This is a genomic window from Micromonospora sp. CPCC 205554 (assembly GCF_036902745.1).
GTDB classification, from domain to species: domain Bacteria; phylum Actinomycetota; class Actinomycetes; order Mycobacteriales; family Micromonosporaceae; genus Micromonospora; species Micromonospora tulbaghiae.
On sequence record NZ_JBAKHP010000008.1, the window covers coordinates 128912 to 152021 of the forward strand.

At 74.5% G+C, this 23110-nt stretch carries 23 protein-coding genes; 17 read left to right on the forward strand and 6 right to left on the reverse strand.

Going from position 1 to position 23110, the window contains the following annotated elements; translation table 11 throughout:
- Window position 1 precedes the first annotated feature (1 nt).
- Genes V6U82_RS13785 through V6U82_RS13795 form a run of 3 tightly spaced genes read right to left on the reverse strand, consistent with a single transcriptional unit; the run spans window position 2 to window position 4120 of the window.
- Window positions 2-3379 carry an ATP-binding protein gene (locus V6U82_RS13785; protein WP_334461179.1) on the reverse strand — a complete coding sequence of 1126 codons (3378 nt, stop codon included), beginning with the start codon at window positions 3377-3379 and terminating at the stop codon, window positions 2-4.
- Between the two features lie 49 nt (window positions 3380-3428).
- A complete protein-coding gene (locus tag V6U82_RS13790) occupies window positions 3429-3791 on the reverse strand; it encodes a hypothetical protein (RefSeq protein ID WP_013288977.1) in 363 nt (120 codons plus the stop codon).
- 14 nt (window positions 3792-3805) lie between these two features.
- Window positions 3806-4120 (reverse strand): hypothetical protein, encoded by a 315-nt coding sequence (locus tag V6U82_RS13795; RefSeq protein ID WP_013288976.1) that lies wholly within the window; start codon window positions 4118-4120, stop codon window positions 3806-3808.
- A gap of 358 nt (window positions 4121-4478) precedes the next feature.
- Between V6U82_RS13795 and folP the strand changes: the two genes are divergently transcribed.
- The 7 genes from folP (at window position 4479) to V6U82_RS13830 (ending at window position 9179) form a co-directional block, all read left to right on the forward strand.
- The gene (folP, locus tag V6U82_RS13800; RefSeq protein ID WP_334461183.1) at window positions 4479-5447 is read left to right on the forward strand and encodes a dihydropteroate synthase; all 969 of its coding nucleotides are present in this window, start codon (window positions 4479-4481) and stop codon (window positions 5445-5447) included.
- The gene (gene folB, locus V6U82_RS13805) at window positions 5444-5803 is read left to right on the forward strand and encodes a dihydroneopterin aldolase (protein ID WP_043327897.1); all 360 of its coding nucleotides are present in this window, start codon (window positions 5444-5446) and stop codon (window positions 5801-5803) included. Before folP ends, folB begins: the two co-directional genes overlap by 4 nt.
- The gene (folK, locus tag V6U82_RS13810) at window positions 5800-6327 is read left to right on the forward strand and encodes a 2-amino-4-hydroxy-6-hydroxymethyldihydropteridine diphosphokinase (protein ID WP_334461185.1); all 528 of its coding nucleotides are present in this window, start codon (window positions 5800-5802) and stop codon (window positions 6325-6327) included. Before folB ends, folK begins: the two co-directional genes overlap by 4 nt.
- An 85-nt stretch (window positions 6328-6412) precedes the next feature.
- Window positions 6413-6901 carry a DUF3180 domain-containing protein gene (locus V6U82_RS13815; RefSeq protein WP_120574102.1) on the forward strand — a complete coding sequence of 163 codons (489 nt, stop codon included), beginning with the start codon at window positions 6413-6415 and terminating at the stop codon, window positions 6899-6901.
- A gap of 113 nt (window positions 6902-7014) precedes the next feature.
- Entirely contained in the window at window positions 7015-8241 is a 1227-nt protein-coding gene (locus V6U82_RS13820) for an ABC transporter permease (protein ID WP_334461187.1), read from the forward strand.
- A 60-nt stretch (window positions 8242-8301) separates the two neighbouring features.
- The gene (locus V6U82_RS13825; RefSeq protein WP_091425717.1) at window positions 8302-8604 is read left to right on the forward strand and encodes a hypothetical protein; all 303 of its coding nucleotides are present in this window, start codon (window positions 8302-8304) and stop codon (window positions 8602-8604) included.
- A gap of 83 nt (window positions 8605-8687) precedes the next feature.
- Window positions 8688-9179, forward strand: coding sequence for a hypothetical protein (locus V6U82_RS13830; protein ID WP_128138441.1), 492 nt, complete (start codon window positions 8688-8690; stop codon window positions 9177-9179).
- A 2-nt stretch (window positions 9180-9181) separates the two neighbouring features.
- On the opposite strand, the gene V6U82_RS13835 is transcribed toward V6U82_RS13830, so the two are convergent.
- Window positions 9182-10174 (reverse strand): ABC transporter ATP-binding protein, encoded by a 993-nt coding sequence (locus V6U82_RS13835; protein WP_334461190.1) that lies wholly within the window; start codon window positions 10172-10174, stop codon window positions 9182-9184.
- A 2-nt stretch (window positions 10175-10176) separates the two neighbouring features.
- On the opposite strand from V6U82_RS13835, the gene V6U82_RS13840 reads away from it, so the two are divergent.
- From V6U82_RS13840 to V6U82_RS13855, 4 genes are all read left to right on the forward strand, one after another.
- Window positions 10177-10866, forward strand: coding sequence for an ABC transporter permease (locus V6U82_RS13840; protein ID WP_120572798.1), 690 nt, complete (start codon window positions 10177-10179; stop codon window positions 10864-10866).
- A complete protein-coding gene (locus tag V6U82_RS13845) occupies window positions 10863-11585 on the forward strand; it encodes an ABC transporter permease (protein ID WP_128138442.1) in 723 nt (240 codons plus the stop codon). Before V6U82_RS13840 ends, V6U82_RS13845 begins: the two co-directional genes overlap by 4 nt.
- A gap of 153 nt (window positions 11586-11738) precedes the next feature.
- Complete coding sequence (locus V6U82_RS13850) at window positions 11739-12743, forward strand: glycine betaine ABC transporter substrate-binding protein (RefSeq protein WP_334461194.1); 1005 nt, start codon at window positions 11739-11741, stop codon at window positions 12741-12743.
- Between the two features lie 124 nt (window positions 12744-12867).
- Window positions 12868-14694 (forward strand): hypothetical protein, encoded by a 1827-nt coding sequence (locus V6U82_RS13855; protein WP_334461196.1) that lies wholly within the window; start codon window positions 12868-12870, stop codon window positions 14692-14694.
- A gap of 10 nt (window positions 14695-14704) precedes the next feature.
- Here the strand turns inward: V6U82_RS13855 and V6U82_RS13860 are convergent, their stop codons facing one another.
- Both V6U82_RS13860 and V6U82_RS13865 read right to left on the reverse strand, forming a co-directional pair.
- Window positions 14705-15874, reverse strand: coding sequence for an NADH-quinone oxidoreductase subunit D (locus tag V6U82_RS13860; protein ID WP_181726781.1), 1170 nt, complete (start codon window positions 15872-15874; stop codon window positions 14705-14707).
- Window positions 15871-16923, reverse strand: coding sequence for an SAM-dependent methyltransferase (locus tag V6U82_RS13865; protein WP_334461398.1), 1053 nt, complete (start codon window positions 16921-16923; stop codon window positions 15871-15873). Before V6U82_RS13865 ends, V6U82_RS13860 begins: the two co-directional genes overlap by 4 nt.
- A 193-nt stretch (window positions 16924-17116) precedes the next feature.
- On the opposite strand from V6U82_RS13865, the gene V6U82_RS13870 reads away from it, so the two are divergent.
- The 6 genes from V6U82_RS13870 (at window position 17117) to nadC (ending at window position 23110) form a co-directional block, all read left to right on the forward strand.
- Window positions 17117-18046: a Rossmann-like and DUF2520 domain-containing protein gene (locus V6U82_RS13870; RefSeq protein WP_334461199.1), complete on the forward strand. Its 930-nt coding sequence runs from the start codon at window positions 17117-17119 to the stop codon at window positions 18044-18046.
- Complete coding sequence (panC, locus tag V6U82_RS13875; protein WP_334461202.1) at window positions 18046-18888, forward strand: pantoate--beta-alanine ligase; 843 nt, start codon at window positions 18046-18048, stop codon at window positions 18886-18888. Before V6U82_RS13870 ends, panC begins: the two co-directional genes overlap by 1 nt.
- 30 nt (window positions 18889-18918) lie before the next feature.
- Complete coding sequence (panD, locus tag V6U82_RS13880; protein WP_334461204.1) at window positions 18919-19347, forward strand: aspartate 1-decarboxylase; 429 nt, start codon at window positions 18919-18921, stop codon at window positions 19345-19347.
- A 223-nt stretch (window positions 19348-19570) separates the two neighbouring features.
- On the forward strand, window positions 19571-20464 hold the full coding sequence (locus V6U82_RS13885) for a septum formation family protein (RefSeq protein WP_334461206.1): 894 nt from the start codon (window positions 19571-19573) through the stop codon (window positions 20462-20464).
- 61 nt (window positions 20465-20525) lie between these two features.
- Window positions 20526-22217, forward strand: coding sequence for an L-aspartate oxidase (locus tag V6U82_RS13890; protein WP_334461209.1), 1692 nt, complete (start codon window positions 20526-20528; stop codon window positions 22215-22217).
- Window positions 22214-23110, forward strand: coding sequence for a carboxylating nicotinate-nucleotide diphosphorylase (gene nadC / locus V6U82_RS13895; protein ID WP_128137910.1), 897 nt, complete (start codon window positions 22214-22216; stop codon window positions 23108-23110). The genes V6U82_RS13890 and nadC overlap by 4 nt, the downstream gene beginning before the upstream one ends.

Genomic DNA, 23110 nt, shown 5'->3' on the forward strand with positions numbered 1-23110 from the left:
GTCACGCCTCCAGGTCAGCCAGGACGGTCGGCAGTGTCCCGGCGGCCTGGGCGACCGCGGCGGGGGTGGTGTCCAGGTGCTCCAGCAGCCCGTCGACGTACGACACGTCGACCCGGACCTTCTGCACGCGCCCGTCGACGTCGCGCATGACGAACTCGCGGAAGCCGAGCCGGTTGGCCGATCCGCTGTCCGCCTGGGAGAGCGAGGCGAGTGTCGCTTCGTACCCGTCGTCGACCGGCACCCGCAGCAGTCGCAGCGCCTCGGAGGCGATCTCGCTGTCCTCGGCGATCCGGCCGACGAAGACGGTGGAGACGAGGTTCTGTACGTCGAGGCCGAGGATGTCCTTCGGGTTCTGCGAGGCGACGAGCGCGGCCAGGTTCCACTTGCGGGAGTCGCGGGCGAGCCGGACCAGGAACGACCGTCCGGACCGCCAGCCCTCCATGAAGTGCGCCTCGTCGAGGCCGACCAGCTTCCGGGAGGACATCGACCCGCCGTAGCAGCGGCGTACCGCCAGCCGATGCGCGGTGTGCAGCATCGGCAGCGCGAGCGCCTCCTCGGCCGACCAGTACTCCCGCTCGATCTTGAGGTCGGGGAGCCGCAGGCCGGCCATGGTGATGACGGTGAGCGCGGCGTCGGCGCCGAGCAGCCCCTCCGGCGGCCGGCCGAAGAAGAGCATGGCCAGCGGCATCTCGGCGGTGTCGAGCAGCAGGTGGGCCAGTTCGCGCCCGGCGTCGTCGTCGAGCCCCTGGAGGCAGGTGACCACGTCGTCGAGCGTGGAGGTCTCCTCGGCGGGCACCTGGCGTACGGCGTGCCGGAACAGCGTGGCGGTGGACGCCTCCCGGGCCACCTGCGGCGGCACCAGCATCATGCAGATGTCCTGCACCAGCATCCGGCGCTCGGCGCGGGCGTTCGACACGGCGATCTCGAACTCGCGGTCGCCCGCCGCGCCGGCGCCGAACTCGCTGCGCAGCGGCGTCGGGATCAGCGCGTACGGCGCCAGCGTGCCCTGCTCCGAGCCGGTCAGGTTGAGCACCCGGGAGTACGGGGCCAGCTCGGGCATGGCGCAGAGCCGGGCCAGCGGGCCGGACGGGTCGAGCAGCGTCACCTGCACGCCGCGGCGGGCGGACAGGTAGCCGAGCGCGCCGAGCAGCGTCGACTTGCCGCCACCGGGCTCGGCGACGAAGACGGCGAGGCCGGAGCGCTCGCGTACCTCCATCGGGAAGTGCAGGTCGAGGAAGACCGGCCGGCGGCAGGTGCCGGCGGTCCGCCCGATCAGGTCGCCGCGCCGGTCGCCGACTGTGGACGCGGCCTGGGGCAGCGCGGCGGCGAGCAGGTTGACCGGCATCCGCCGGACGTAGCCGGTGTTGGCGATCGGCTCGCCGGGGATGAACTCGCGGGCCAGCCAGTCCTGGTTCTTCGGGTGCTGGAGCGAGATGCGCAGCTCGCGGGAGTAGAGCTGGATGAGCCGCCGGGCCCGTTCCAGGCACTCCTCCCGGGTACGGCCGCCGACCGCGATCCGGTGCCAGCCGTGCGCCCGGGCCGAGTCGACCGGCAGGCCGGTGGTCATCTCGTCGCCGATCACCAGCGCGCGCTTGGCCAGCCGTTCCAGCTCCGGCGGCGCGTCGATGCCGTGCTCGGCGTAGTCGAGCTGCTGGGAGCGGATCATCCGGAGCCGGTGTTCGAGGTTCCGGAAGGAGTCGTTGGGGCCGAGGATGTCGACCCGGGTGGACAGCTCCATGGGCCACGGCAGACGCTCGTGGAAGTGCAGCCAGGGTTCGTGCCGCTCGGGGATCTCCAGCGGCTCCATCCGGCCGACCGCGAGCACCGCGACGTGACGTTCCTCGCCGGTCATCCGGTTGACCAGCTTCACCGTCGACCCGTACGGGGTGCGGTAGCGCTCGACCTGTTCGGTGAGGGCCAGCAGGTCGCCGCGTTCCCACCGGCCGTTGGTGATCGGGGACAGGACGCCGGGCGGCGCCATGCACAGCGCCACCGAGCGGTAGAGCAGCCATTCCAGCTCGGGGGCGGTGACCCGGCGCCCGCGCATACCGAACGCGCCGAGGACCTCGTCGAACTGCTCGACGGTACGGCTCAGCCGGCGCCGTTCGCCGTCGGCGGTGCCCCGGCCGAACGTGCGCAGCAGCCGTTCGGTGAGCGAGTCGCCGAGTGATCGGCGGGCGAACGTGACACCGAGGTAGGTCTGGCCCTCGGCGTGGTTGACCGCCATCAGGTGCCGCTGGGCGGCGACCAGGTGGTCGGCCCAGCCGGTGGTGCCGGGTACGTCGGGCAGCGGGGCGGCGGTGTGCGCGTCGATGGTGCGGGCCCACTCGTCGGCCGGGAAGGGCCGGGTGGTGCGGCGCAGGTGCAGCCGGAACCCGGCGAGTCCGGCGTACTGCTCGGAGATCGCCGAGAGCAGCGCCTCGCGTTCGGCGTCCGGCCGGAACGCCCACCGCACCTCGGGCAGCCAGTACCAGGCGGTGACCGTGTTCGGGGTGAAGGTGAGGTGGCCGGCGATCTCGGTGATGGCCAGCTCGACGGACGGATCCCGGTCACCGAACTTGATCTTCGGGGCGCGGACCCGGACCGGCTTGGTCGGCCGGTTCCGGCGTTCCGGCGTGCGTTGCCGGGGCGGCGCCACCTCGCGGTGCGCCGGACGGCCGACCTCCCGCGACGGCGCCGCGCCGGCCGCGAGCGGGTCGGCCGGCGTGAGATCCGGCTCCCGGTAGTCGGCGGGAGCAGGCGCGGGGGCGGGGATCGGCGGGGGCGGCGGGAGCACCGGCTCGGGCTCGGCCGGGGGGCGGAGCGCGGGCAGCCGGTCACCGGCCTGCTGCGGCACCCGGCTCCGGGACGGCGGAGGCGGGGCGAGCGCGGCCGGCGGGTCGGGCAGGGGCGGCTCGACCGGCTGCGGCGCGGCGTGTGCGGGCTCGGGTCGGGGGCGCCCGACCGCGCGTACCCCAGGGGTCTGCTCGCGGACCGGTGGCTCCGGTGCGGCTCGGGGCGCCGGCTCGACCGGCACGGCGGGCTGGTGCGGGATCGGCAGGGGCTCGCGGCCGACGCCGCGTCGGGGCGGCGCCACCACCGGCTCGACCGGTGCGGGCGGCGTGGACGCGGCAGGTCGCCGCCGGGGCTGCGCGCCGCCGAACAGGTCGAGGAAGGGGGAGTCGATGTCGCCGTCGGGGCGTACCGGCTCACGCGGGGTGAGCGGTCGCGGCGGCTGGAAGACGCCGACGCGACTGTGCCCGGGGCTGGTGACGAGCGCGCTGTCGAGGACGACCTCGTCCAGATCCTCGTCCGGTGGGTAGTCGAACGATCGCGCACGGTTACCGTTGGGCCCGGCCGGGCGCCCGGCCGGGGAACCCGGCGTGGAAGAGCGACTCATGCGACCGCCTCACCCGCGTCGTTCGTCTGCACGGTTGTCGTACGCCCGGTCATGCCAGTTCCTCCCGGATCCTGATCCGGCTCGCGACGAGCCGCGGATCCCGCTGCTCGGTGGCCGGTTCCCGGGTGCGTCGCCAGTCGGTCAGCGCGGTCCGGATGACCATGCGCGCGGGCCGGTCCGGGTCGACGTACCGGAAGATGAACGAGGTCGTCACGATCGCCAGCGAGATCTCCCAGGCGGGGAACAGCTCGACCTGGAGCGTGAACAACCAGTGGATGAACATGTAGAGGGGTACGAGCAGCATGAACAGGCCGTACTGGGCGTACGGCAGGTGGACGGGGAGGGTGTACCCGGGCGGCCCCAGGTAGACGAGGCGTGCCCGGTAGATGTCGTCGTCGGTGCGCAGCCGCATCGTCGCCCAGCGCCCTACTCGAAGATCAGGTTGATCAGGTAGTCGCCGACGAAGAAGAGTGTGGCCGCTCCGGCGATGAAGGCCAGGCCGATGATGGCGATGGCGGAGCTGGTCAGCACCTTCGAGATCTCGCCCCGGCTGGCCCGGCCGATGAAGATGACCCCGAGGACCGCGAGCAGGATCGGCGCGATCTTGCTGGCGAAGAAGGTGACGACGTTGTCGGTGTCGATGCCCTTCGGGGCCGGCTCGGCGAGTGGAGTCGACGCCAGGGTGTGGAGCGCGTGGTCCACGGCACTGGACGCCGTTGCCATGAGCTCGATGGCGATCACTGGAAACCTCCCCAAGGTCGCGGCCGGCGGCGCCGCGTTGGTGCAAGTAGGCAAGCCTGGCGGGATGGTGCTCGTCAGAGACAGCGCCGTCAACGCTGAGTCCGTCACCCACCACGCAGAGTGGTGAGTTTTGGGGAAATTCTTCCCGCTTCGGCCCTCCCTCCAGGCTTCGCCATCTCGATGCTGGGCAATTCCAAAGCGTACGGCCCGGCCACCTTTGCGACAAGCCGCGAAGAGTGGACCTCCGATGGCCCGGATGACCGATCGTACACCTGTTCCAATGCGCACGTCAGGGGTGCCGCGTCGGGCGCTCGCCCGGTGGCCGGAAGCCCTGCCGGCGAACGGTACTGTCGGGTCCGTGACCGATCTGGTACGGGCGGAGACCCCGGTGGTGATGGGCGTCCTCAACGTCACGCCCGACTCCTTCTCCGACGGCGGCAGATACGCCGATCTGGACGCGGCCGTCGCACACGGGGTGCGACTGCGCTCCGACGGCGCCGACCTGATCGACGTGGGTGGCGAGTCCACCCGGCCCGGCGCCGACCGGGTCGACGCGGAGACGGAGACCGCCCGGGTGCTGCCGGTGGTCCGCGAGCTGAGCGCCGCCGGCATCCTCGTCAGCATCGACACCAGCCGCGCCCGGGTCGCCGAGGCGGTCCTCGCCGCCGGCGCGTACGTGGTCAACGACGTCTCGGGCGGCCTCGCCGACCCGGACATGGCCCGGGTGGTCCGCGACGCCGGCTGTCCCTGGGTGCTCATGCACTGGCGGGGGCACTCGCGGGGGATGCGGGAGCTGGCCACGTACACCGACGTGGTGGCCGAGGTCCGGGACGAGCTGAGCCGGCGCGTCGACGCCGCGCTCGCCGCCGGGGTGGCCGCCGACCGGATCGTCGTGGACCCGGGCCTGGGCTTCGCGAAGACCGCCGCGCACAACTGGGCGCTCAGCGCCCGCCTGCCCGAGCTGGTCGACCTGGGCTACCCGGTGCTGTTCGGGGCCAGCCGCAAGTCGTACCTGGGCCGGCTGCTCGCCGACCCGGCCGGCGAACCCCGCCCCACCGCCGAGCGGGAGGCCGCGACCGTCGCGACGAGCGTGCTCGCCGTCGCGGCCGGCGCCTGGGGGGTACGCGTGCACGACGTCCGCGCGACCGCCGACGCGCTCGCCGTCTGGCGTGCGACCGGCAGCCCCCGGCTCGTCGGCGCGACCGGCGCGCGGCGGGCGAGCACGCCGCCGGCGGAAGCGGACACCGGCAGGCGGCAGGCGGAAGCGGCCACCGGCGGTACGCGGGCGGCGGAAGCGGCCACCGGCACGAGCGGAGGCGACCGATGACCGACCGGATCGAGCTGACCGGCCTGCGCGCGCACGGCCGCCACGGCGTCTACGACTTCGAGCGCGCCCAGGGGCAGGAGTTCGTGGTGGACGCGGTGCTCGAACTGGACCTGGGCCCGGCCGCGCGCTCGGACGAGGTGACCGACACCGTGCACTACGGCGAGCTCGCCGAACGCCTGGTCGCGGTGATCACCGGTGAGCCGGTGAATCTCATCGAGACACTCGCCGACCGGCTGCTCGCGGTCTGCCTGGCCGAGCCGCTGGTGGCCGCCGCGACGGTGACGGTGCACAAGCCGGAGGCGCCGATCCCGCACGCCTTCCGGGACGTCGCGGTCACGATGCGGCGTACCCGATGACCCGGGCCGTGCTGTCGATCGGCAGCAACCTCGGCGACCGCCTCGGCCACCTGCGCGGCGCGGTGGCCGCGCTCGGCGACCGGGTGCTGGTGGTCTCCGGTGTCTACGAGACTCCACCGTGGGGGGACGCCGACCAGCCCGCGTACCTGAACGCGGCGGTGATGGTCGCGGACCCGGCGGCGGCGCCGGAGGACTGGCTGGCCCGCGCCCGGGCCGCGGAGGCGGCGGCCGGACGCGCCCGCGACCCGCGACGACGGTACGGGCCGCGCACGCTGGACGTGGACGTGATCGCGGTCTGGGACGACGCCGGTGAGCCGGTGCTCCGCGACGATCCCGAGCTGATCCTGCCGCACCCCCGGGCCCACCTGCGCGCCTTCGTGCTGCGCCCGTGGATCGACATCGAGCCGCACGGCCGGCTGCCCGGGCACGGCTGGCTGACCGACCTGCTCAACGCCGAGCCGCTCGCCGGGGACGCCCTGGAACTGAGCCCGCGACCCGATCTGGCGCTAGAGTCGGACACATGACCCGGTGGATCGTGGCCCGGCAGTGGCGAGCTGAGGAGGTGCGGTGAGCACCGACCGCTCCCCGCAGGGGCCCGACCGCTTCCGGATGGGTCCGACCCGGGCCTCCACGCTCGTGGTGGCCGGTCTGGCCGCCGCCGCGGTGGCCTGGCTGCTGATCAGCGGCTTCTACTACGACTTCGCGCCCGACCTGCCCTGGCTGCCGGTGATCACGCTGGCCGGGCTGGCCGTGCTGGAGGGCTACGCGGCGGTGAACACCCGGGGCCGGATCGAGCGGCGGCCCGGCCGGGAACCGGTGAACCCGCTGCTGGTCGCCCGGTTCGTGGTGCTGGCCAAGGCGTCCGCGCTGGCCGGGGCCATCTTCGCCGGCTTCTACGCCGGACTGACCGGCTGGCTCTTCGTGGAGCGCACGAACGCGGCGGTGGGCGATCGGCCCGCCGCGCTCGGCGGCCTGATCGCCGCGCTGGCGCTGGTCGCGGCCGCGCTCTGGCTGGAACGCTCCTGCCGCGTCCCGGAGCAGGAGGACGACGAGGACCGCGAGCCGGGTGACCGGGAGACGCCCCGCGGGCGTCTCTGAGGGTTCCCCCCACCCCGGCCCGGCGGTACCGTCCCTGGCGACCGGAGAGCGACGGCCGCCACCGGTCCGCCCGCCCGTGGGCCGGACGCGGCCACCTGGGGAGGCGCGAGCCAATGGCGTACGACGATGCGGGCCGGACAGCGCCGCCGGAGACGTCGTCCGGGGTGCCCGCTGCCGTACTGGAGAACGTCTTCGACGACCCGGCGCACGGCGAACCCGGCCGGGACCGGATCGCGGTGCATGTGCTCTGGGAGTTCGTGCTGCTCGCCGGCCTGGTCGCGATGACCTGGCTGCTCTGGCGGGAGGACGCGGACGCGCTGCGCGGCGGCGCGCTGAAGACGCTGCTCGTCGACGTCGCGGCGCTCGGCCTGCTCGCGCTCGCCGCCGGCCTGAGCCTGCGGGCCGGCGCGGTGAACCTGGCGATCGGCCCGGTGGCGCTGGCCGCCGCGCTGCACTTCGCCGAGCAGAGCGACCGGGGCATGCGGGAGGCGCTGCTGCCGGCGCTGGCGGTGGTGGCGGCGGCCGGACTGGCGCTCGCCGTGGCCGTGGTGGTGCTGCACGTCCCCGGATGGGCGGCGAGCCTGGCCGGGGCGGCCGGCGTGATCGTCTACCTGGAACGGCGGACCGCCCCGGTGACGGTGCAGGGCGACTACGACCCCCGTCGCAGCGCGCTGTACTTCTTCGTCGGCTTCGCCGCGGTCGCCGTCCTCGGTGGCCTGTTCGCCGCGATGAAACCCGTACGCCGGCTGATCGGCCGGTTCCGCCCGGTCGCCGACCCGGCGCGGCGGCGCGGCGCGGCGGCCGCCACGGTGACCGCGCTGGCGCTCGTCGGGTCCACGGTGCTGGCGATGCTCGGCGGCGTGCTGATCGCGGCCAACGGGGACGGCCAGGTCGCGCCCGGCACCGGACTGGACTGGACCGTGCTGGCGGTCGGCACGGTGATGCTCGCCGGCACCAGCGCGTACGGGCGCCGCGGCGGCATCTTCGGCACGCTGTTCGCGGTCTGCCTGGTGGTGGTGTTCCTCGCCTGGACCGTGCCGTACGGCTGGACGGTCAGCCGGTGGGCGCTCGGCGGCGCCGTGCTCGGCGCGGGCCTGCTCGTCACCCGGCTGGTCGAGACGTTCGGCCGGCCGCGCCCGGCGGCGACGGTCGGGACCGGCCCGGTCCGCCCGGCCCGCGACGGCGCGTTGAGCGGCGGCTGGACGATGACCCCGGCGCCCGAGCCGGCCGACACCTGGCCGTCGGTGCTGCCGGTACGCCAGCACGACACCCCGGTGGAGGCATGGGAGGCCCCGCGCTGGGACAACGAACCCCGCCGCTGGGACGCCGACGACCGCTGACCCGGCGGCGGCCGTGCGTCCGACGCGCCGGGACTGATCTCTCCGGTTAGGCTCGGCGGCATGACCGATACTCCCGCCCCCGGCGGCCGCACCTTCGACGAGCTCGACAAGCTCTCCACCGAGGAGCTGCGCGAGCAGGCGTTCCACCTGGCGCGCGAGCGCCGCGACGTGGGGTTCTTCTGGTCGGTCCTGCGGCACCTGCCGAACGCGGACGAGGCCGCCGCGCTGGACGGCGCGCCGAACTCGGTCGGCCCGACCATCGACGAGGCGAACGCGCTCTGGCGTGAGCTGACCGGGCACGGCTACGAGGAGTCCGCGCCGCTGCTGCGCGCCGCCTTCATCGACTACCTGATGAAGCACTGAGGTCGATGACGGCACGCCGGCCGACGGCGGCCGACCGGTTACGCAGGTTTGCCCGGCGGGACCGGCCGGGAACTGACCGCCGCATGGCTCTGAGCAACCGCCCCCGCACCGTCTCCCGGTACGGCACGGCCGCCGGCACCGGCTCGCTCGCCGCGTTCCTGCTCGTCGCCGTCGGCGGCAGTCCGATGTACGTGGACTGGGCGCAGCGCGGCACCGACCCGACCGGGGCCGGTGGCTGGTTCCTGCGGCTGCTCGCCTGGCCGTCCTGGCGGTGGCACGCCGACGAGGGCGTGTTCGCCACCAACCTGCGGGCGATCCTGCTGATCGTGCTGGCCGCGGCACTGCTGTACCTGCTCCCCGGCCCGCAGGTCGACCGGGTGACGTCCTCGGGCAGCCAGTTCCTCTCCGGCTGGGGGGCGTACGCGCTCGCGGGCGGGCTCAGTGCCCTGCTCGCCACGCTCCTCGGCCCGCACGGCTCGCTGTTCGCCGCGTTCCAGGCGGCCAGTACGGGCGTCACGTACGGCTTCTTCGCCGGCTGGATCGTCGGACTGGCCAGCCTCGGCGGCCGGGCCTGAGCTCAGTCCACGGCGCCCAGCGTCAGCAGCCGGGTCCGGGCGAGCAGCCCCACCGCCCGGCCCTCCTCGGTGACCACCGCGTGTTCCGCGCCGACGGTGAGCAGCGCGCCGAGCGCGTCGTACGCCGAGTCGCCGAGCGCGACGGTGGGCAGGCCGGTGCCGCCGTCGGCCGGGAGCGGGTCGAGCACCGCGCGGGTCACCGGGGTCACCGCGAGCCGCCGGATGCCCCGGTCGGCGCCGACGAACTCGCGGACGAAGTCCGAGGCGGGTGAGCCGAGCAGCGCGGCGGGCGTGTCGTACTGCTCCAGCCGGCCGCCCTCGGACAGCACCGCGATCCGGTCGCCCAGCCGGACCGCCTCGTCGAGGTCGTGGGTGACCAGCACGATCGTCTTGCGTACCTCGGCCTGCAGCCGCAGGAACTCCTCCTGGAGGCGGGTCCGGACGATCGGGTCCACGGCCGAGAACGGCTCGTCCATCAGCAGCACCACCGGATCGGCGGCGAGCGCCCGGGCCACCCCGACCCGCTGCCGCTGCCCGCCGGAGAGTTCGTGCGGGTACCGCCGGCCGAACTGCGCCGGGTCCAGACCGACGAGTTCCAGCAGCTCGCCGACCCGGTCCCGGGTCCGCTGCTTCGGCCAGCCCAGCAGCCCCGGCACGGTCGCCACGTTCGCGGCGACGGTCTGGTGCGGGAACAGGCCGACGTTCTGGATGACGTAGCCGATGCGGCGGCGCAACGCCACCGGGTCGACCCGGGTGACGTCGTCGTCGCCGAGCAGGATCCGCCCGTCGGTCGGCTCGATCAGCCGGTTGATCATCCGGAGCACCGTCGACTTGCCGCAGCCGGACGGGCCGATCAGCACCACCAGTTCGCCGGCGGCGACCTCCAGGCTCAGCTCGCGTACCGCCTCGGTGCCGTCCGGGTAGCGCTTGCGGATGCGCTCCAGCGTGATCGACGCCGCGCCGCCTCCGGCGGTGCCTCCCGGGGTACCGTCCACGTGTGTCCCTCCACCTGAGCTACCGGGCCGACCCGGGTAATCCGTGGTTCTCCTGGCAGTACGTGCGGGACAACTCTGACACGATCCTCGCCGCGCTGCGGGAGCACACCTCGTTGACCGCCCGGGCCGTGGTGATCGCCGCGCTGGTGGCGCTGCCGCTCGCGGTGCTCGCGTACTGGTTCCGGTCGCTGTCGGCCCCCATCCTGGCGGTGACCGGGGTGCTGTACACCGTCCCGTCGCTGGCGCTGTTCGCGTTCCTGGCCCCGTACCTGGGCATCGGCGCGATCACCGTGCTCACCGTGGTCGCGCTGTACGCGTTGCTGGTCATCGTGCGCAACGCGCTGGCCGGGCTGACCCAGGTGCCGCCCGAGGTGCGCGAGGCCGCCGAGGGCATGGGATACGGCAGGTGGGGCCGGCTGTTCCGGATCGAGCTGCCGCTCGCGCTACCCGGCATCCTCACCGGCGTACGGCTGGCGACCGTGTCCACAGTCGCGCTCGTCACAGTCGGGGTGGTGGTCGGCCGGGGCGGGCTCGGCCAGCTCATCTTCGCGGGCTTCCAGAACAACTTCTACAAGGCCCAGATCATGACCGGCACCGTGTTGTGCGTGCTGCTGGCGCTGGTGCTCGACCTGGTGCTCGCGGGCGTGGGCCGCCTGCTCACCCCCTGGCTGCGCGGGAGGTCCGCCCGGTGAACCCCGTCGAGCAGGCAGTGGTCTGGCTGAACGACCCGCTGAACTGGACCAACCCCGGCGGGGTGCTGGACCGCCTCGGCGAACACCTCAGCATGTCCGCGCTGGCGGTGCTGCTGGGTTGCCTGGTGGCCTGGCCGATCGGGCTCTGGCTCGGGCACAGCGGCCGGGGCGGCGGGCTGGTCCTGCTGGTCTCCAACGTCACACTGGCGATCCCGACGCTGGCGCTGCTGACCATCCTGCCGCTGACGTTCCTCGGCTTCGGCCGACCGGCCGTGGTGGTGGCGCTCGCGGTCTTCGCGGTCCCGCCGCTGCTGGCGAACGCGTACACCGGGGTGCGGCAGGCCGACCCGGAGGCCCGGGACGCGGCCCGGGGGATGGGCCTGTCCGGCGGGCAGGTGCTGCGCCGGGTGGAGCTGCCGCTCGCCGTGCCCTACCTGGCGGCCGGCTTCCGCACCGCGGCGGTGCAGGTGGTGGCTACCGCCGCGCTCGCCTCGTTCGTCAACGGCGGTGGGCTGGGCCAGATCATCCGCGCCGGGTTCGGGCTCGACATCGCCGCCGGCGGCGGCCAGATCATCGCCGGCGGGGTGCTGGTGGCCGGGTTGGCGCTGCTCGTCGAAGGGGTGCTCGCGCTGGTGGAGCGGGTGGTCACACCGCGCCCGCTGCGCCGCGTACGCAGGCGGGCGAACCGCCGAGCGACGGCTGCGACGACCGGCGGCTGAGCCGTCGGTGACGATCAGGTGACGAAAACCGCTCCGAGTTTGTCGGTCGGGTCCGGAAGATATTGGCTGGAGTCGCGGGTGGCCGTCCGGATCGCCCGTCGGACACGCGGCCGGCCCGAGGGGGTCGCGCCGGGACACGGAAGGCGGGCACTGATGCGCGCGCGTACGACACTGGCCGCGGGGGCGCTCGGCGCACTCACCGCGGCTGTTCTCCTCACCGGCTGCGGCGACGCCGGCTCGTCCGGCACCGACGCGCCCGAGCAGGGTGCCTCGGGTGCGGGCTGTGCTCCGGTGGCAGGCGACCAGCTCGTCGTCCTGACCGACGACAAGAAGCTCCAGAACACCGACAACGTCATCCCGGCGATCAACGCGAAGGCGGCCACGCCGCAGCTCGTCGCCGCGCTGGACAAGGTCTCCGCGAAGCTCGACACCCCGAAGCTGATCCAGCTCAACCGGGCGGTCGACGTCGACCGCAAGACGCCCCAGGTCGCGGCCCAGGAGTTCGCCTCCGCCAACGGCGTGACCGACGGGATCGAGAAGGGTCCGGGCGGCCAGATCACCGTCGGCGCCGGCAACTTCAGCGAGAGCCAGACCATCGCCGAGCTCTACAAGATCGCGCTCACCGCGGCCGGCTATCAGGTCAAGGTGCAGACCATCGGTAACCGGGAGCTCTACGCGCCGGCCCTGGAGAAGGGGCAGATCCAGGTCGTCCCGGAGTACGCCGCCACCATGGCGGAGTTCCTCAACACCAAGGCCAACGGCAAGGACGCCCAGCCCGTCTCCTCGCCGGAGCTGGACAAGACGGTCGCGGCGCTGAAGACCGGGGGCGACAAGGCCGGCCTGGTCTTCGGCCAGCCGTCCCAGGCGCAGGACCAGAACGCGTTCGCGGTCACCAAGGCGTTCGCCGACAAGTACGGCGTGTCCACGCTCTCCGAGCTGGCCGCCAAGTGCTCCGGCCAGGCCACCGTGCTGGCCGGGCCGCCGGAGTGCCCGCAGCGGCCGAAGTGCCAGGCCGGGCTGGTCGAGGTCTACGACTTCAAGGCCGGCTCGTTCAGCTCGCTGGACGCGGGCGGCCCGCAGACCAAGAACGCGCTGAAGACCGGCTCGGCGAGCGTGGGCCTGGTCTTCTCCTCCGACGCCGCGCTGGCCACGAGCTGACGCACCACCGCCGGCCGGCGCCACGCGTGCCGGCCGGCGGCACCGCCGCCCTGTTCGACGGGCCGCTCATCGAGTGGCGCCGACCCGTTCCCCTCCGGTGGAACTCTCGGTACTCTGCTCAGCCATGCCCGCCTCGGTCGCGCCCGCCGACAAGAGCACGCCCACCCTGCTCACCGTCCTGTTCTGGGTCGGTGTGGGGCTGGCGCCCCTGGCCGCGCTCATCCTGCTGATCGCCGACGGCAACGGCTCGCTCCGGTTCGGCGCAGTCCTGGCGATCCTCGCCGTCGTGCTCATCGGTCTGTCCATCGCGCTGCGACCGGAGAGCGGTTCCGGTGGCGCGGTCGCCGAGGAGATGCGCGAGGAGCTGGCGCAGCTCCGGCGGGAGCTGCGGGCCGAGATCGTGGCCGCCGCCCAGCGCGGCAACCAGGCGCTCGACCAGGCACGCCGGGCCGAGGAGGTGGCCGGCGCGGTACGGCACCGGCTCGACGCGGCCGCCGCCGGACTGGCCTCCGCACCCGCGTCCGCCTCCGTCTCCGTGGCCCCCTCCGCGTCGGCGCCGGAGCGCCCGAGCGGTGCGGCCCGGGTGCCGGTCACCGGTACGCCCGACGTCGGCCGGGCGCATCCGGCCAGCCGGGACGACGACGAACCGGCCCGGCCGGCGTACTCCGGCAGCCGCTACGGAACCGACGCCGACGCGTCCCGGGCGGGCCACTACGAAGCCGACCCACCCCGGGCCGGCCACTACGACTCCGAACCGGCTCGGCCCGGGCGGCACGACGCCGAACCGGCGCGGGCTACCGCACGGCCGGACCGGCAGGCGAGCGGGGTGTACGGCGCGGCGCGGGTGTCCGACCCGCCCGCCCGCCCGGAGACCCGCCCGGTCGGCGTGGTCCACCACACCGAGACGGTGCACGTCACCACGCGGCACACGATCGTCGGTGGTGGTGAGCCGACCGGCACCCGGTACGGCGGATTCCCCGGCGGCTGGCCGGACGAGGACCGGTCCCGGGGCACGGACGCGGCCGAGCACTGGCGCGCGGGACACCGCGACCCGGGCGACCGGTCAGGCCGCCGCGGCGGGTCGAACGACAGCGGCTGGGGCGGCGGGTCCGGCGACGAGGGGCACTCGTGGACCGACCCCGGGCGTCGTGGTGGCGAGCATCCTTGGGCGGGTGTCGGCCGGGCCACCGCCGGGGAACAGGGCTGGTCGGGCCGTGCCACCGGGGAAGAGGGCTGGTCGGGGCGTACCGCCGGGGAAGAGGGCTGGTCGGGCCGTGCCGCCGGGGACGGCTGGTCGAGCGACCAGGGCCGGACGGCGGCCGACGAGCAGCGGTCCTGGTCCGGCGGCGGTGACGACCGGACCAGCCGGGCGGCGAGTGCCTGGCCGACGGCCGCGGCGGACGTACCGGACGTCCCGGCCGGCCGGGCGGGCACCGACGGCGACCAGTGGTCCGAGATGCGTGCCGGCAACCGGTGGGCCGCGGTCCGCGACGACGGTGCGGGCCGGGAGATCCGGCTCGGGGAACGGCGGGCCGCCGTGCACGCCGACGGTGGCGGCACGGAGTACCGGGTCGAGGACCGGTGGGCGTCGGTACGCGGCAGCGGACCGGACGCGAGCGCGCCGGACGCACCGGACGCCCGATGGTCCGGGGAGAGCCCTCCGGCGCTGCCGGCCGGCGGGGTGCCGGTGCCGGACGAGTGGCGGCCGCCGACGCAGCGCAGCGGCCAGCCGGAATGGCGCCAGCCACCCCCGGAGTGGCGTCAGCCCGAACCGGAATGGCGCCAGCCGGAACCGGAGTGGCGCCGGCCCGAGCCGGAACGGCGTCAGCCCGAACCGGAGCAGTGGCGTCGGCCCGAGCCGGAATGGCGGCCGGCGGAACCGGAGTGGCGCAGCCCGGAGCACGGTGGGCACGGCCGGCCGCACCGGGACGACGCCGACCGCTGGCGCTGACCGCAGGCGATCACTTGTCGATGTCGCCCACCACGAAGAACATCGAGCCGAGGATGGCGATCAGGTCCGGCACCAGGCAGCCGGGCAGCAGCGACGACAGCGCCTGCACGTTCGCGTACGAGGCGGTGCGCAACTTGAGCCGCCACGGCGTCTTCTCGCCCCGGGACACCAGGTAGTAGCCGTTGATGCCGAGCGGGTTCTCGGTCCAGGCGTACGTGTGCCCCTCGGGCGCCTTCAGCACCTTGGGCAGCCGGGTGTTCACCGGCCCGCTGATCCGGTCCACCCGGTCCAGGCACTGCTCGGCGAGGTCGAGCGAGACGTACACCTGGTCGAGCAGCACCTCGAAGCGGGCGTGACAGTCACCGGCGGTCTTCGTCACCACGGGCACGTCGAGCTGGTCGTAGGCCAGGTACGGCTCGTCGCGGCGCAGGTCGAGGTCGAGCCCGGAGGCGCGGGCGACCGGCCCGGACGCGCCGAACGCGGCGGCGTCGGCGGCGGACAGCACACCGACCCCGACGGTACGGGCCAGGAAGATCTCGTTGCGCCGGATCAGGTTGTCGAGATCGGGCATCCGGCGGCGTACCTCGGCGATGGCGGCGCGGGCACGCCCGGTCCAGCCGGCCGGCACCTCCTCCTTCAGGCCGCCGACCCGGTTGAACATGTAGTGGATCCGGCCGCCGGAGACCTCCTCCATCACGGCCTGGATGGTCTCCCGTTCCCGGAACGCATAGAACATCGGCGTGATCGCGCCGATCTCCAGCGGGTACGAGCCGAGGAACATCAGGTGGTTGAGCACCCGGTTCAGCTCGGCCAGCGCCATCCGTAGCCAGGTGGCGCGTTCCGGCACCTCCATGCCCATCAGCCGCTCGACGGCGAGCACCACGCCCAGCTCGTTTGAGAACGCCGACAGCCAGTCGTGCCGGTTCGCCAGCACGATGATCTGCCGGTAGTCGCGTACCTCGAAGAGCTTCTCCGCACCCCGGTGCATGTAGCCGACGATCGGCTCGGCGGCGACCACCCGCTCCCCGTCGAGCACCAGCTTCAGCCGCAGCACGCCGTGCGTCGAGGGGTGCTGCGGCCCGATGTTGAGCACCATGTCGGTGCCGAGCTGCTCACCGCCGGCGCCGGTACCGACTGTGAGCTCGCGGAGGTCGGCGGCGTCCGTGGTCATGCCCGTCATCGTGCCACGACCGCGTCGATCGCGACGCCGACCGGCTGGCGCAGCCACAGGTGCCCGCCGAGCCCGGCCGGGTCGGTCAGCTCGGCCGCCGCCGACGCCGTGGCCAGCGCCCGCAGGTAGCCGGCCGGGTCGCGGGAGGCCAGGCTCAATGGTGGTCGCCCGCCGTCGGCCCCGAGCGCCCGCAGCGCCTCCCGCTGAGAGACCAGGGAGTACGCGCACCGCGCGACCCGCTCACCGGCGGAGGCGACCGAGTCCATGGCGACGTGCGCCGTCACGTCGCACGACCCGTCCGGGACCGGCGGCACCTGCCGTCCACCCCGATAGCCGGTGAGCGTCCCGTCGAGGGGCCGCGATTCCCGCAGATGCCCGTAGTCCACCGCGAGCGCCAGCCCGCGCGCGACCTTCCCCACCGCCCCGGCCCAGGCCAGATCCCGTTCCACCCCGATCTCCCCCCGCCCGCCGCCCTGACCGACGTCGGTGATCAAGGAGTTGGTGTCCTGATCCGGGCCCTCTGCCGACACGAACTCCTTGATCATCGGGGCGGGCGGGGGGACTGGCCACCAGCGGGTCAGCCAGGTGGTGTCGGTGGGGGAAGGGGGCGGTCCGACCGTCTCCTGGCGGGTTGTGGGGTCCACCAGGAGGACGCGCCAACCTGCGGGGGTGTGGACCGCCACGTCCAGGGGGACGTTGTCCAGCCATTCCGTTGCCAGGAGCAGGCCCGTGATGCCGTCGGGGATGTCGGGCCGCCAGCCGATCTCCGGGGGCAGGTCCGGCGGGCGGGTGGCTCGTTCCACGGCTACCGGCCTGATCCGGGTGGCCAGCTCGGGTGCGGCCTGCGCCAGCAGCGTCCGGAGCAATTCTCCCCGGCCCGCGCCCACGTCGACCACGTCCAGCCGGGCAGGGTGCCCCAGCGCCGCGTCCACCATCTCCAGTTGCCGCAGCACGGAGGCGGCGAAGACGGGTGAGGCGTGCACGCTCGTGCGGAAGTGCGCGGCGGGCCCGGCGCCGGAGACGAAGAAGCCGTCCGGCCCGTACAGCGCCCGCTCCATCGCGTCGCGCCAGCGCAGCGGGGAGGTCACCGGGCCGACCCTACGGGACGTACCCGGACGGGCGGTTTGCCCGCCACCGCAGCGGCTGCTTCCGGCGGCCGGTGAAGGTTTTCACACCTTCTTGTTCCGGGTCTGTCACCCGGGCGCATACTTGCCATCGACCGGTACCCCCTTCGAGGACTGGATCACTGCCATGAGCGCACCGCTGCGCCCCCGGGCCACCGCTGCCCCGCTCGTCTTCCCGCGTACCCTCACCGTCGGCGTCCTCGGCGCCGGCCGGGTCGGCGCCGTGCTGGGCGCGGCCCTCGCCGCCGCCGGTCACCGCGTGGTCGCCGCGTCCGGCGCCTCGGGCGCGACGAAGGCCCGGCTGGCGCTGCTGCTGCCCCGGACCCCGCACCGCTCCGCGCCCGCCGTGGCTCGCGCCGCCACCGACCTGCTGATCGTCGCGGTCCCGGACGACGCGCTCGCGGGCGTGGTCGCGGACCTGGCCGCGAGCGGCGCGCTGCGCCCCGGCCAGGTGGTGGCGCACACGTCCGGCGCGCACGGGCTCGCCGCGCTGACCCCGGCCGTCGAGGCGGGCGCCCGGCCGCTCGCGCTGCACCCGGCGATGACCTTCACCGGTACGCCGGACGACCTGTCCCGCCTGCCCGGCATCTCGTTCGGGGTGACCGCCCCGGCCGAGCTGCGCCCGTTCGCGGCCCGGCTGGTGGCCGATCTGGGTGGCGTACCGGAGTGGGTCGGTGAGAACGACCGGCCGCTCTACCACGCGGCGCTCGCGCACGGCGCGAACCACCTGGTGACGCTCGTCAACGAGGCGGCCGACCGGCTGCGTGACGCCGGGGTGGAGCGGCCGGAGAAGGTGCTCGCCCCGCTGCTGCGGGCCGCGCTGGAGAACGCGCTGCGGCTCGGCGACGACGCGCTCACCGGCCCGGTGTCGCGGGGCGACGCGGGCACCGTACGCCGGCATCTGGACCGGCTGGCGCGGACCGCGCCGGAATCCGTACCCGCCTACCTGGCGTTGGCACGACGGACGGCGGACCGCGCCGTCGCGGTCGGCCGCCTTCGCCCGGCGGACGCGGCCGCGCTGCGGAACGTGCTCGACGGAATCGAGGTGGCGGCCTGATGGCCGAGGTGCTGCACACGCGCAAGGAACTGGCGGCGGCCCGCGAGGCGATGGCCGGCCCGGTCGGCGTGGTGATGACCATGGGCGCGCTGCACGCCGGGCACGAGGCACTGCTGCGGGCCGCCCGCGAGCGCGCCGGCCACGTCATCGTCACGATCTTCGTGAACCCGCTGCAGTTCGGCCCGAACGAGGACTTCGACCGCTACCCGCGCACGCTCGACTCCGACCTGGAGATCTGCCGCCGGGCCGGGGTGGACGTGGTGTTCGCGCCCTCGGTGACCGAGATGTACCCGGAGGGCCGGCCCACCGTGCGGCTCGACCCGGGCCCGCTCGGCGAGGACCTGGAGGGCCTGAGCCGTCCCGGCTTCTTCCACGGCGTGCTCACGGTGGTCATGAAGCTGCTCCAGCTCACCCGCCCCGACCTGGCCTTCTTCGGCGAGAAGGACTACCAGCAGCTCACCCTGGTCCGCCGGATGGTCCGCGACCTCGACGTGCCGGCCGAGATCGTCGGCGTGCCGACTGTACGGGAACCGGACGGGCTGGCCATGTCCAGCCGCAACCGGTACCTGTCGGCGGAGGAGCGGCGGACCGCGCTGAGCCTGTCCGCTTCGTTGCGGGCCGGCGCGGCGGCGGCCGAGCGGGGTGAGGACGCGGGCGCGGTGCTGGCCGCCGCGCACCGGGCCTTCGAGGCGCCGGACGCCCGCCTGGACTACCTGGTGCTCACCGACACCGAACTGGAACCCGGCCCGGTCGCCGGCCCGGCCCGGCTGCTGATCGCGGCCTGGGTCGGCGCCACCCGCCTGATCGACAACACGGCGATCCACCTCGCGCCGCGTCCCTGAACCCCACCACGAATGCGGAAAGGCACCCCGATGCTGCGCACCATGCTCAAGTCGAAGATCCACCGCGCCACCGTGACCCAGGCCGACCTGCACTACGTCGGCTCGGTGACGGTGGACGAGGATCTGCTCGACGCGGCGGACCTGCTCCCCGGTGAGCAGGTCGCGATCGTGGACATCACCAACGGCGCCCGGCTGGAGACGTACGTGATCCCGGGCCGGCGGGGCAGCGGCGTGATCGGCATCAACGGTGCCGCCGCGCACCTGGTGCACCCCGGTGACCTGGTCATCCTGATCTCGTACGGGCAGATGGACGACGCCGAGGCCCGCACGTACCGCCCGAGGGTGGTGCACGTGGACGCCGACAACAAGGTCGTCGACCTCTCGACGGATCCCACGACGGCAGCTCCCGGCACCGCCGGAGCCCCCGTCCCCAACCCCCTCGCCGCCGCCCGCAGCTGACCCCCGCGACCGCGCCCTTCCGCCGCTGATCTTGCAGTTGCGGCCCTCCGACGGGCCGTTATGTCCGGTTCGTCGGGGCGGTAAGTGCAAGATCGACGAGGCGGGCGCGGTGCGGGGATGACGGAGGCGCGAGCGGGGAACGCGGTCTGTCACCGGAAGGTCATTTTCGGCTACCCTGGGCGGACCGTCGGGGATCGACGGTCGTCGGCTGGGGGAGGCCGCGATGCGCCGTGCGATGAGCTTCCTGGTCGCCGCGATGGTCGCGAGCGCCGCCCTGACCGGCTGCGCCGGCACCGGCGGGCTGGACGGCGACCTGACCGACGACTGGGCCGCGATGGCCGTACCCGGGCCGTTCACCCCGGCCGCCGGGGTCTGCCAGGTCGCCGACTTCACCCCGAGCGTCGGCCTGGCCGCGTACGCGCCGGTCGGCTGCGAGCTGCCGCACCGGGTGGAGACCGTGCACGTCGGGGCGTTCACCGCCGACCGGCCTGCCCCGCCGCCGCTCACCTCACCCGAGCTGCGTACCGCGTTCGCCGACTGCGACAAGCGGGCCTCCGGGTACGTGGGTGACGACTGGCGTGCCGGGCGGCTCCGGCTGGCAGTGGCGGTGCCGACGGGCGCCGGCTGGACGGCCGGCTCGCGCTGGTACCGGTGCGACCTGACCGAGCTGACCACGGTCGAGGCGGCGGCCACCGTGGTCACCCGGACGGGCAGCCTGCGCGACGCGCTCAAGACGCCGTCCCCGCTCCGGCTCGGCTGCCAGCGCACCGGGCGGGACGCGGGCCGCGTGCAGCGGCTCACCCCGGTCGACTGCGCCGTGGCGCACGACGCCGAGTTCGTCGGCGTGTGGGCCGCGCCGGACCGCCCGTACCCGAAGAAGCCGGAGGACTGGGTGCCGCTCTACGACGGCTGCTTCGGCGTGATCGCCCGGTACGCCGGGGTGCCCGCCGACGCGTTCCTGCGCTACCGCAGCGACGTGGTGGTCCGCCCGCCGGCGGCCGGTCGCTGGGCGGTCGGGGACCGGGGCGTGCGCTGCTACCTGTGGCTCAGCGACCGTACGGTGACCACCTCCCTGAAGGGCGCCGGGCCGGCCGCCCTCCCGCGCCGGACGAGGTAGCCGAGCGCACTCGTCACGCCCCCCGCGCCCGAGCCGAGTTCGCTTCGGGTTGACTGTGCTCATGGACGTACCGACCGTCGACCTGCCGGCACTGCCCCGGCTGCTCGCCGCGCCCGCCCCCGGCTGGGTGGAGACGACAGACGTGATCGTGGTCGGCTCCGGCGTGGCCGGGCTGACCGCCGCGCTGCACCTGCGCGAGGCGGGCCTGCACGTCACGGTGGTCACCAAGGTCGACATGGACGAGGGCTCCACGCGCTGGGCGCAGGGCGGGATCGCCGCCGTACTGGACCCGGCGGACACCCCGGACGCGCACGCGTACGACACGGAGGTCGCCGGGGTCGGCCTCTGCGACCCGGCGGCGGTCCGCGCGCTCGTGGTCGAGGGCCCGACCCGGCTGCGCGAGCTGATGCGGATCGGCGCGGAGTTCGACCGCAACCCGGACGGCTCGCTGATGCTGACCCGGGAGGGCGGCCACCGGGCCGACCGGATCGTGCACGCCGGCGGCGACGCCACCGGCGCGGAGGTGCAGCGGGCGCTGCACGACGCGGTCCGCCGCGACCCGTGGATCCGGCTGGTGGAGCACGCCCTGGTGCTGGACCTGCTGCGCGCACCCGGCGACGGGCCGGGCGGGCTCGGCCCGGCCTGCGGAATCACGCTGCACGTGCTCGGCGAGGGCAGCGAGGACGGCGTCGGTGCGATCCTCGGCCGCGCGGTGGTGCTGGCCACCGGCGGGATGGGGCAGATCTTCGCCGCCACCACCAACCCGGCGGTCTCCACCGGGGACGGGGTGGCGCTGGCGTTGCGCGCGGGCGCGGCGGTCACCGACGTGGAGTTCGTCCAGTTCCACCCGACCGCACTGATCGTGCCGCCCGGCGGGCCGGGCGCGGGGCTGGCCCAGCAGCCGCTGGTCTCCGAGGCGCTGCGCGGCGAGGGCGCGCACCTGGTCGACGGCGACGGCAAGCGGTTCATGGTCGGCCAGCACGAGCTGGCCGAGCTGGCTCCCCGGGACGTGGTCGCCAAGGGCATCCACCGGGTGCTGCTCGCGTCCGGCGCCGATCACGTCTTCCTGGACGCCCGGCACCTGGGCGGCGACTTCCTGGCCCGGCGGTTCCCCACCATCGTCGCGTCCTGCCTGGCCATCGGCGTGGACCCGGCGACCGACCTGATCCCGGTCGCGCCGGCCGCGCACTACGCCTCCGGCGGCGTCCGGACCGACCTGCGCGGCCGCACCTCGATCCCCGGCCTGTACGCCTGCGGCGAGGTCGCCTGCACGGGAGTGCACGGCGCCAACCGGCTCGCCAGCAACTCGCTGCTGGAAGGGCTGGTCTTCTCCCGGCGGATCGCCGAGGACATCGCCGCCGGGCTGCCCGAGCAGGCCCGCCCGGCGGAGACCGGCGCCTGGGTGGGCGGGCCGGGCGCACTGGTGCCGGCGGCCGGCACGGCGGAGCTGCAACGGGCGATGACCCGGGGCGCGGGCGTGCTCCGGTCGGCGCGGACGCTGGAGGCCACCGCCGCCACGCTCACCGGGCTGGGCGCGGGCCGGGGCGTGCCGCGTACCGCCGACTGGGAGGCGACGAACCTGCTGACAGTGGCGTCGACGCTGGTCGCGGCCGCGTACGCGCGCCAGGAGACGCGGGGCTGCCACTGGCGGGAGGACTTCCCGACGGCCGACGAGCGGTGGCTGGGTCACCTGGTGGCCGAGGTGGATGGGGACGGCATCGTGGCCGAGTGCTGGGAGGGGATCACTCTATGAGGGAGTCGACGGAGCGGGCGTTGCGGGACGGCGGCCTGGACCCGGAGCGGGTCCGGCACGTCGTCGTCGACACGCTGCACGAGGATCTGGGGCCCGGCTTCCTCGACGTCACGAGCGTGGCCACCATCCCGGACGAGCAGCACGACACGGCCGATCTGGTGGCGCGCGCCGACGGCGTGGTGGCCGGGCTGCCCGTCGCCGCCGCCGTGTTCGAGCTGGTCGGCGAGGTGACCGGCGCGGGGCGTACGGTCGAGGTCTCGTTGGTCGCGCACGACGGGCAGCGGGTGGCGCGCGGCGACGTGCTGGCCACCGTGACCGGGCCGACCCGGCTGCTGCTGACCGCCGAGCGGACGGCGCTGAACCTGCTGTCCCGCATGTCCGGCGTGGCGACGCACACCCGGGCCTGGGCCGACGCGCTGGCCGGCACGAAGGCGACGGTGCTGGACACCCGCAAGACCACGCCGGGCCTGCGGGCGCTGGAGAAGTACGCGGTCCGGGCCGGTGGCGGCACCAACAAGCGGATGGGCCTGTACGACGTCGCCATGATCAAGGACAACCACAAGGTCGCGGCGGGCGGGATCGCTGCCGCGTTCCGCCGGGTCCGGGAGGCGTTCCCCGACGTCGCGGTGCAGGTCGAGGTGGACACGCCGGCCGAGGCGGTGGAGGCGGTCGAGGCGGGCGCCCGGTTCCTGCTGCTGGACAACATGACCCCGGCGCAGCTGCGCGAGGTGGTGGCGTCGGTGGGCGACCGGGCGGAGCTGGAGGCCACCGGCGGGCTGACGCTGCCGATGGCGGCCGAGTACGGCGCGACGGGCGTCGACTTCCTGTCGGTGGGCGCGCTCACCCACTCCTCGCCGATCCTGGACATCGCCCTCGACCTGCGTGACGTCTAG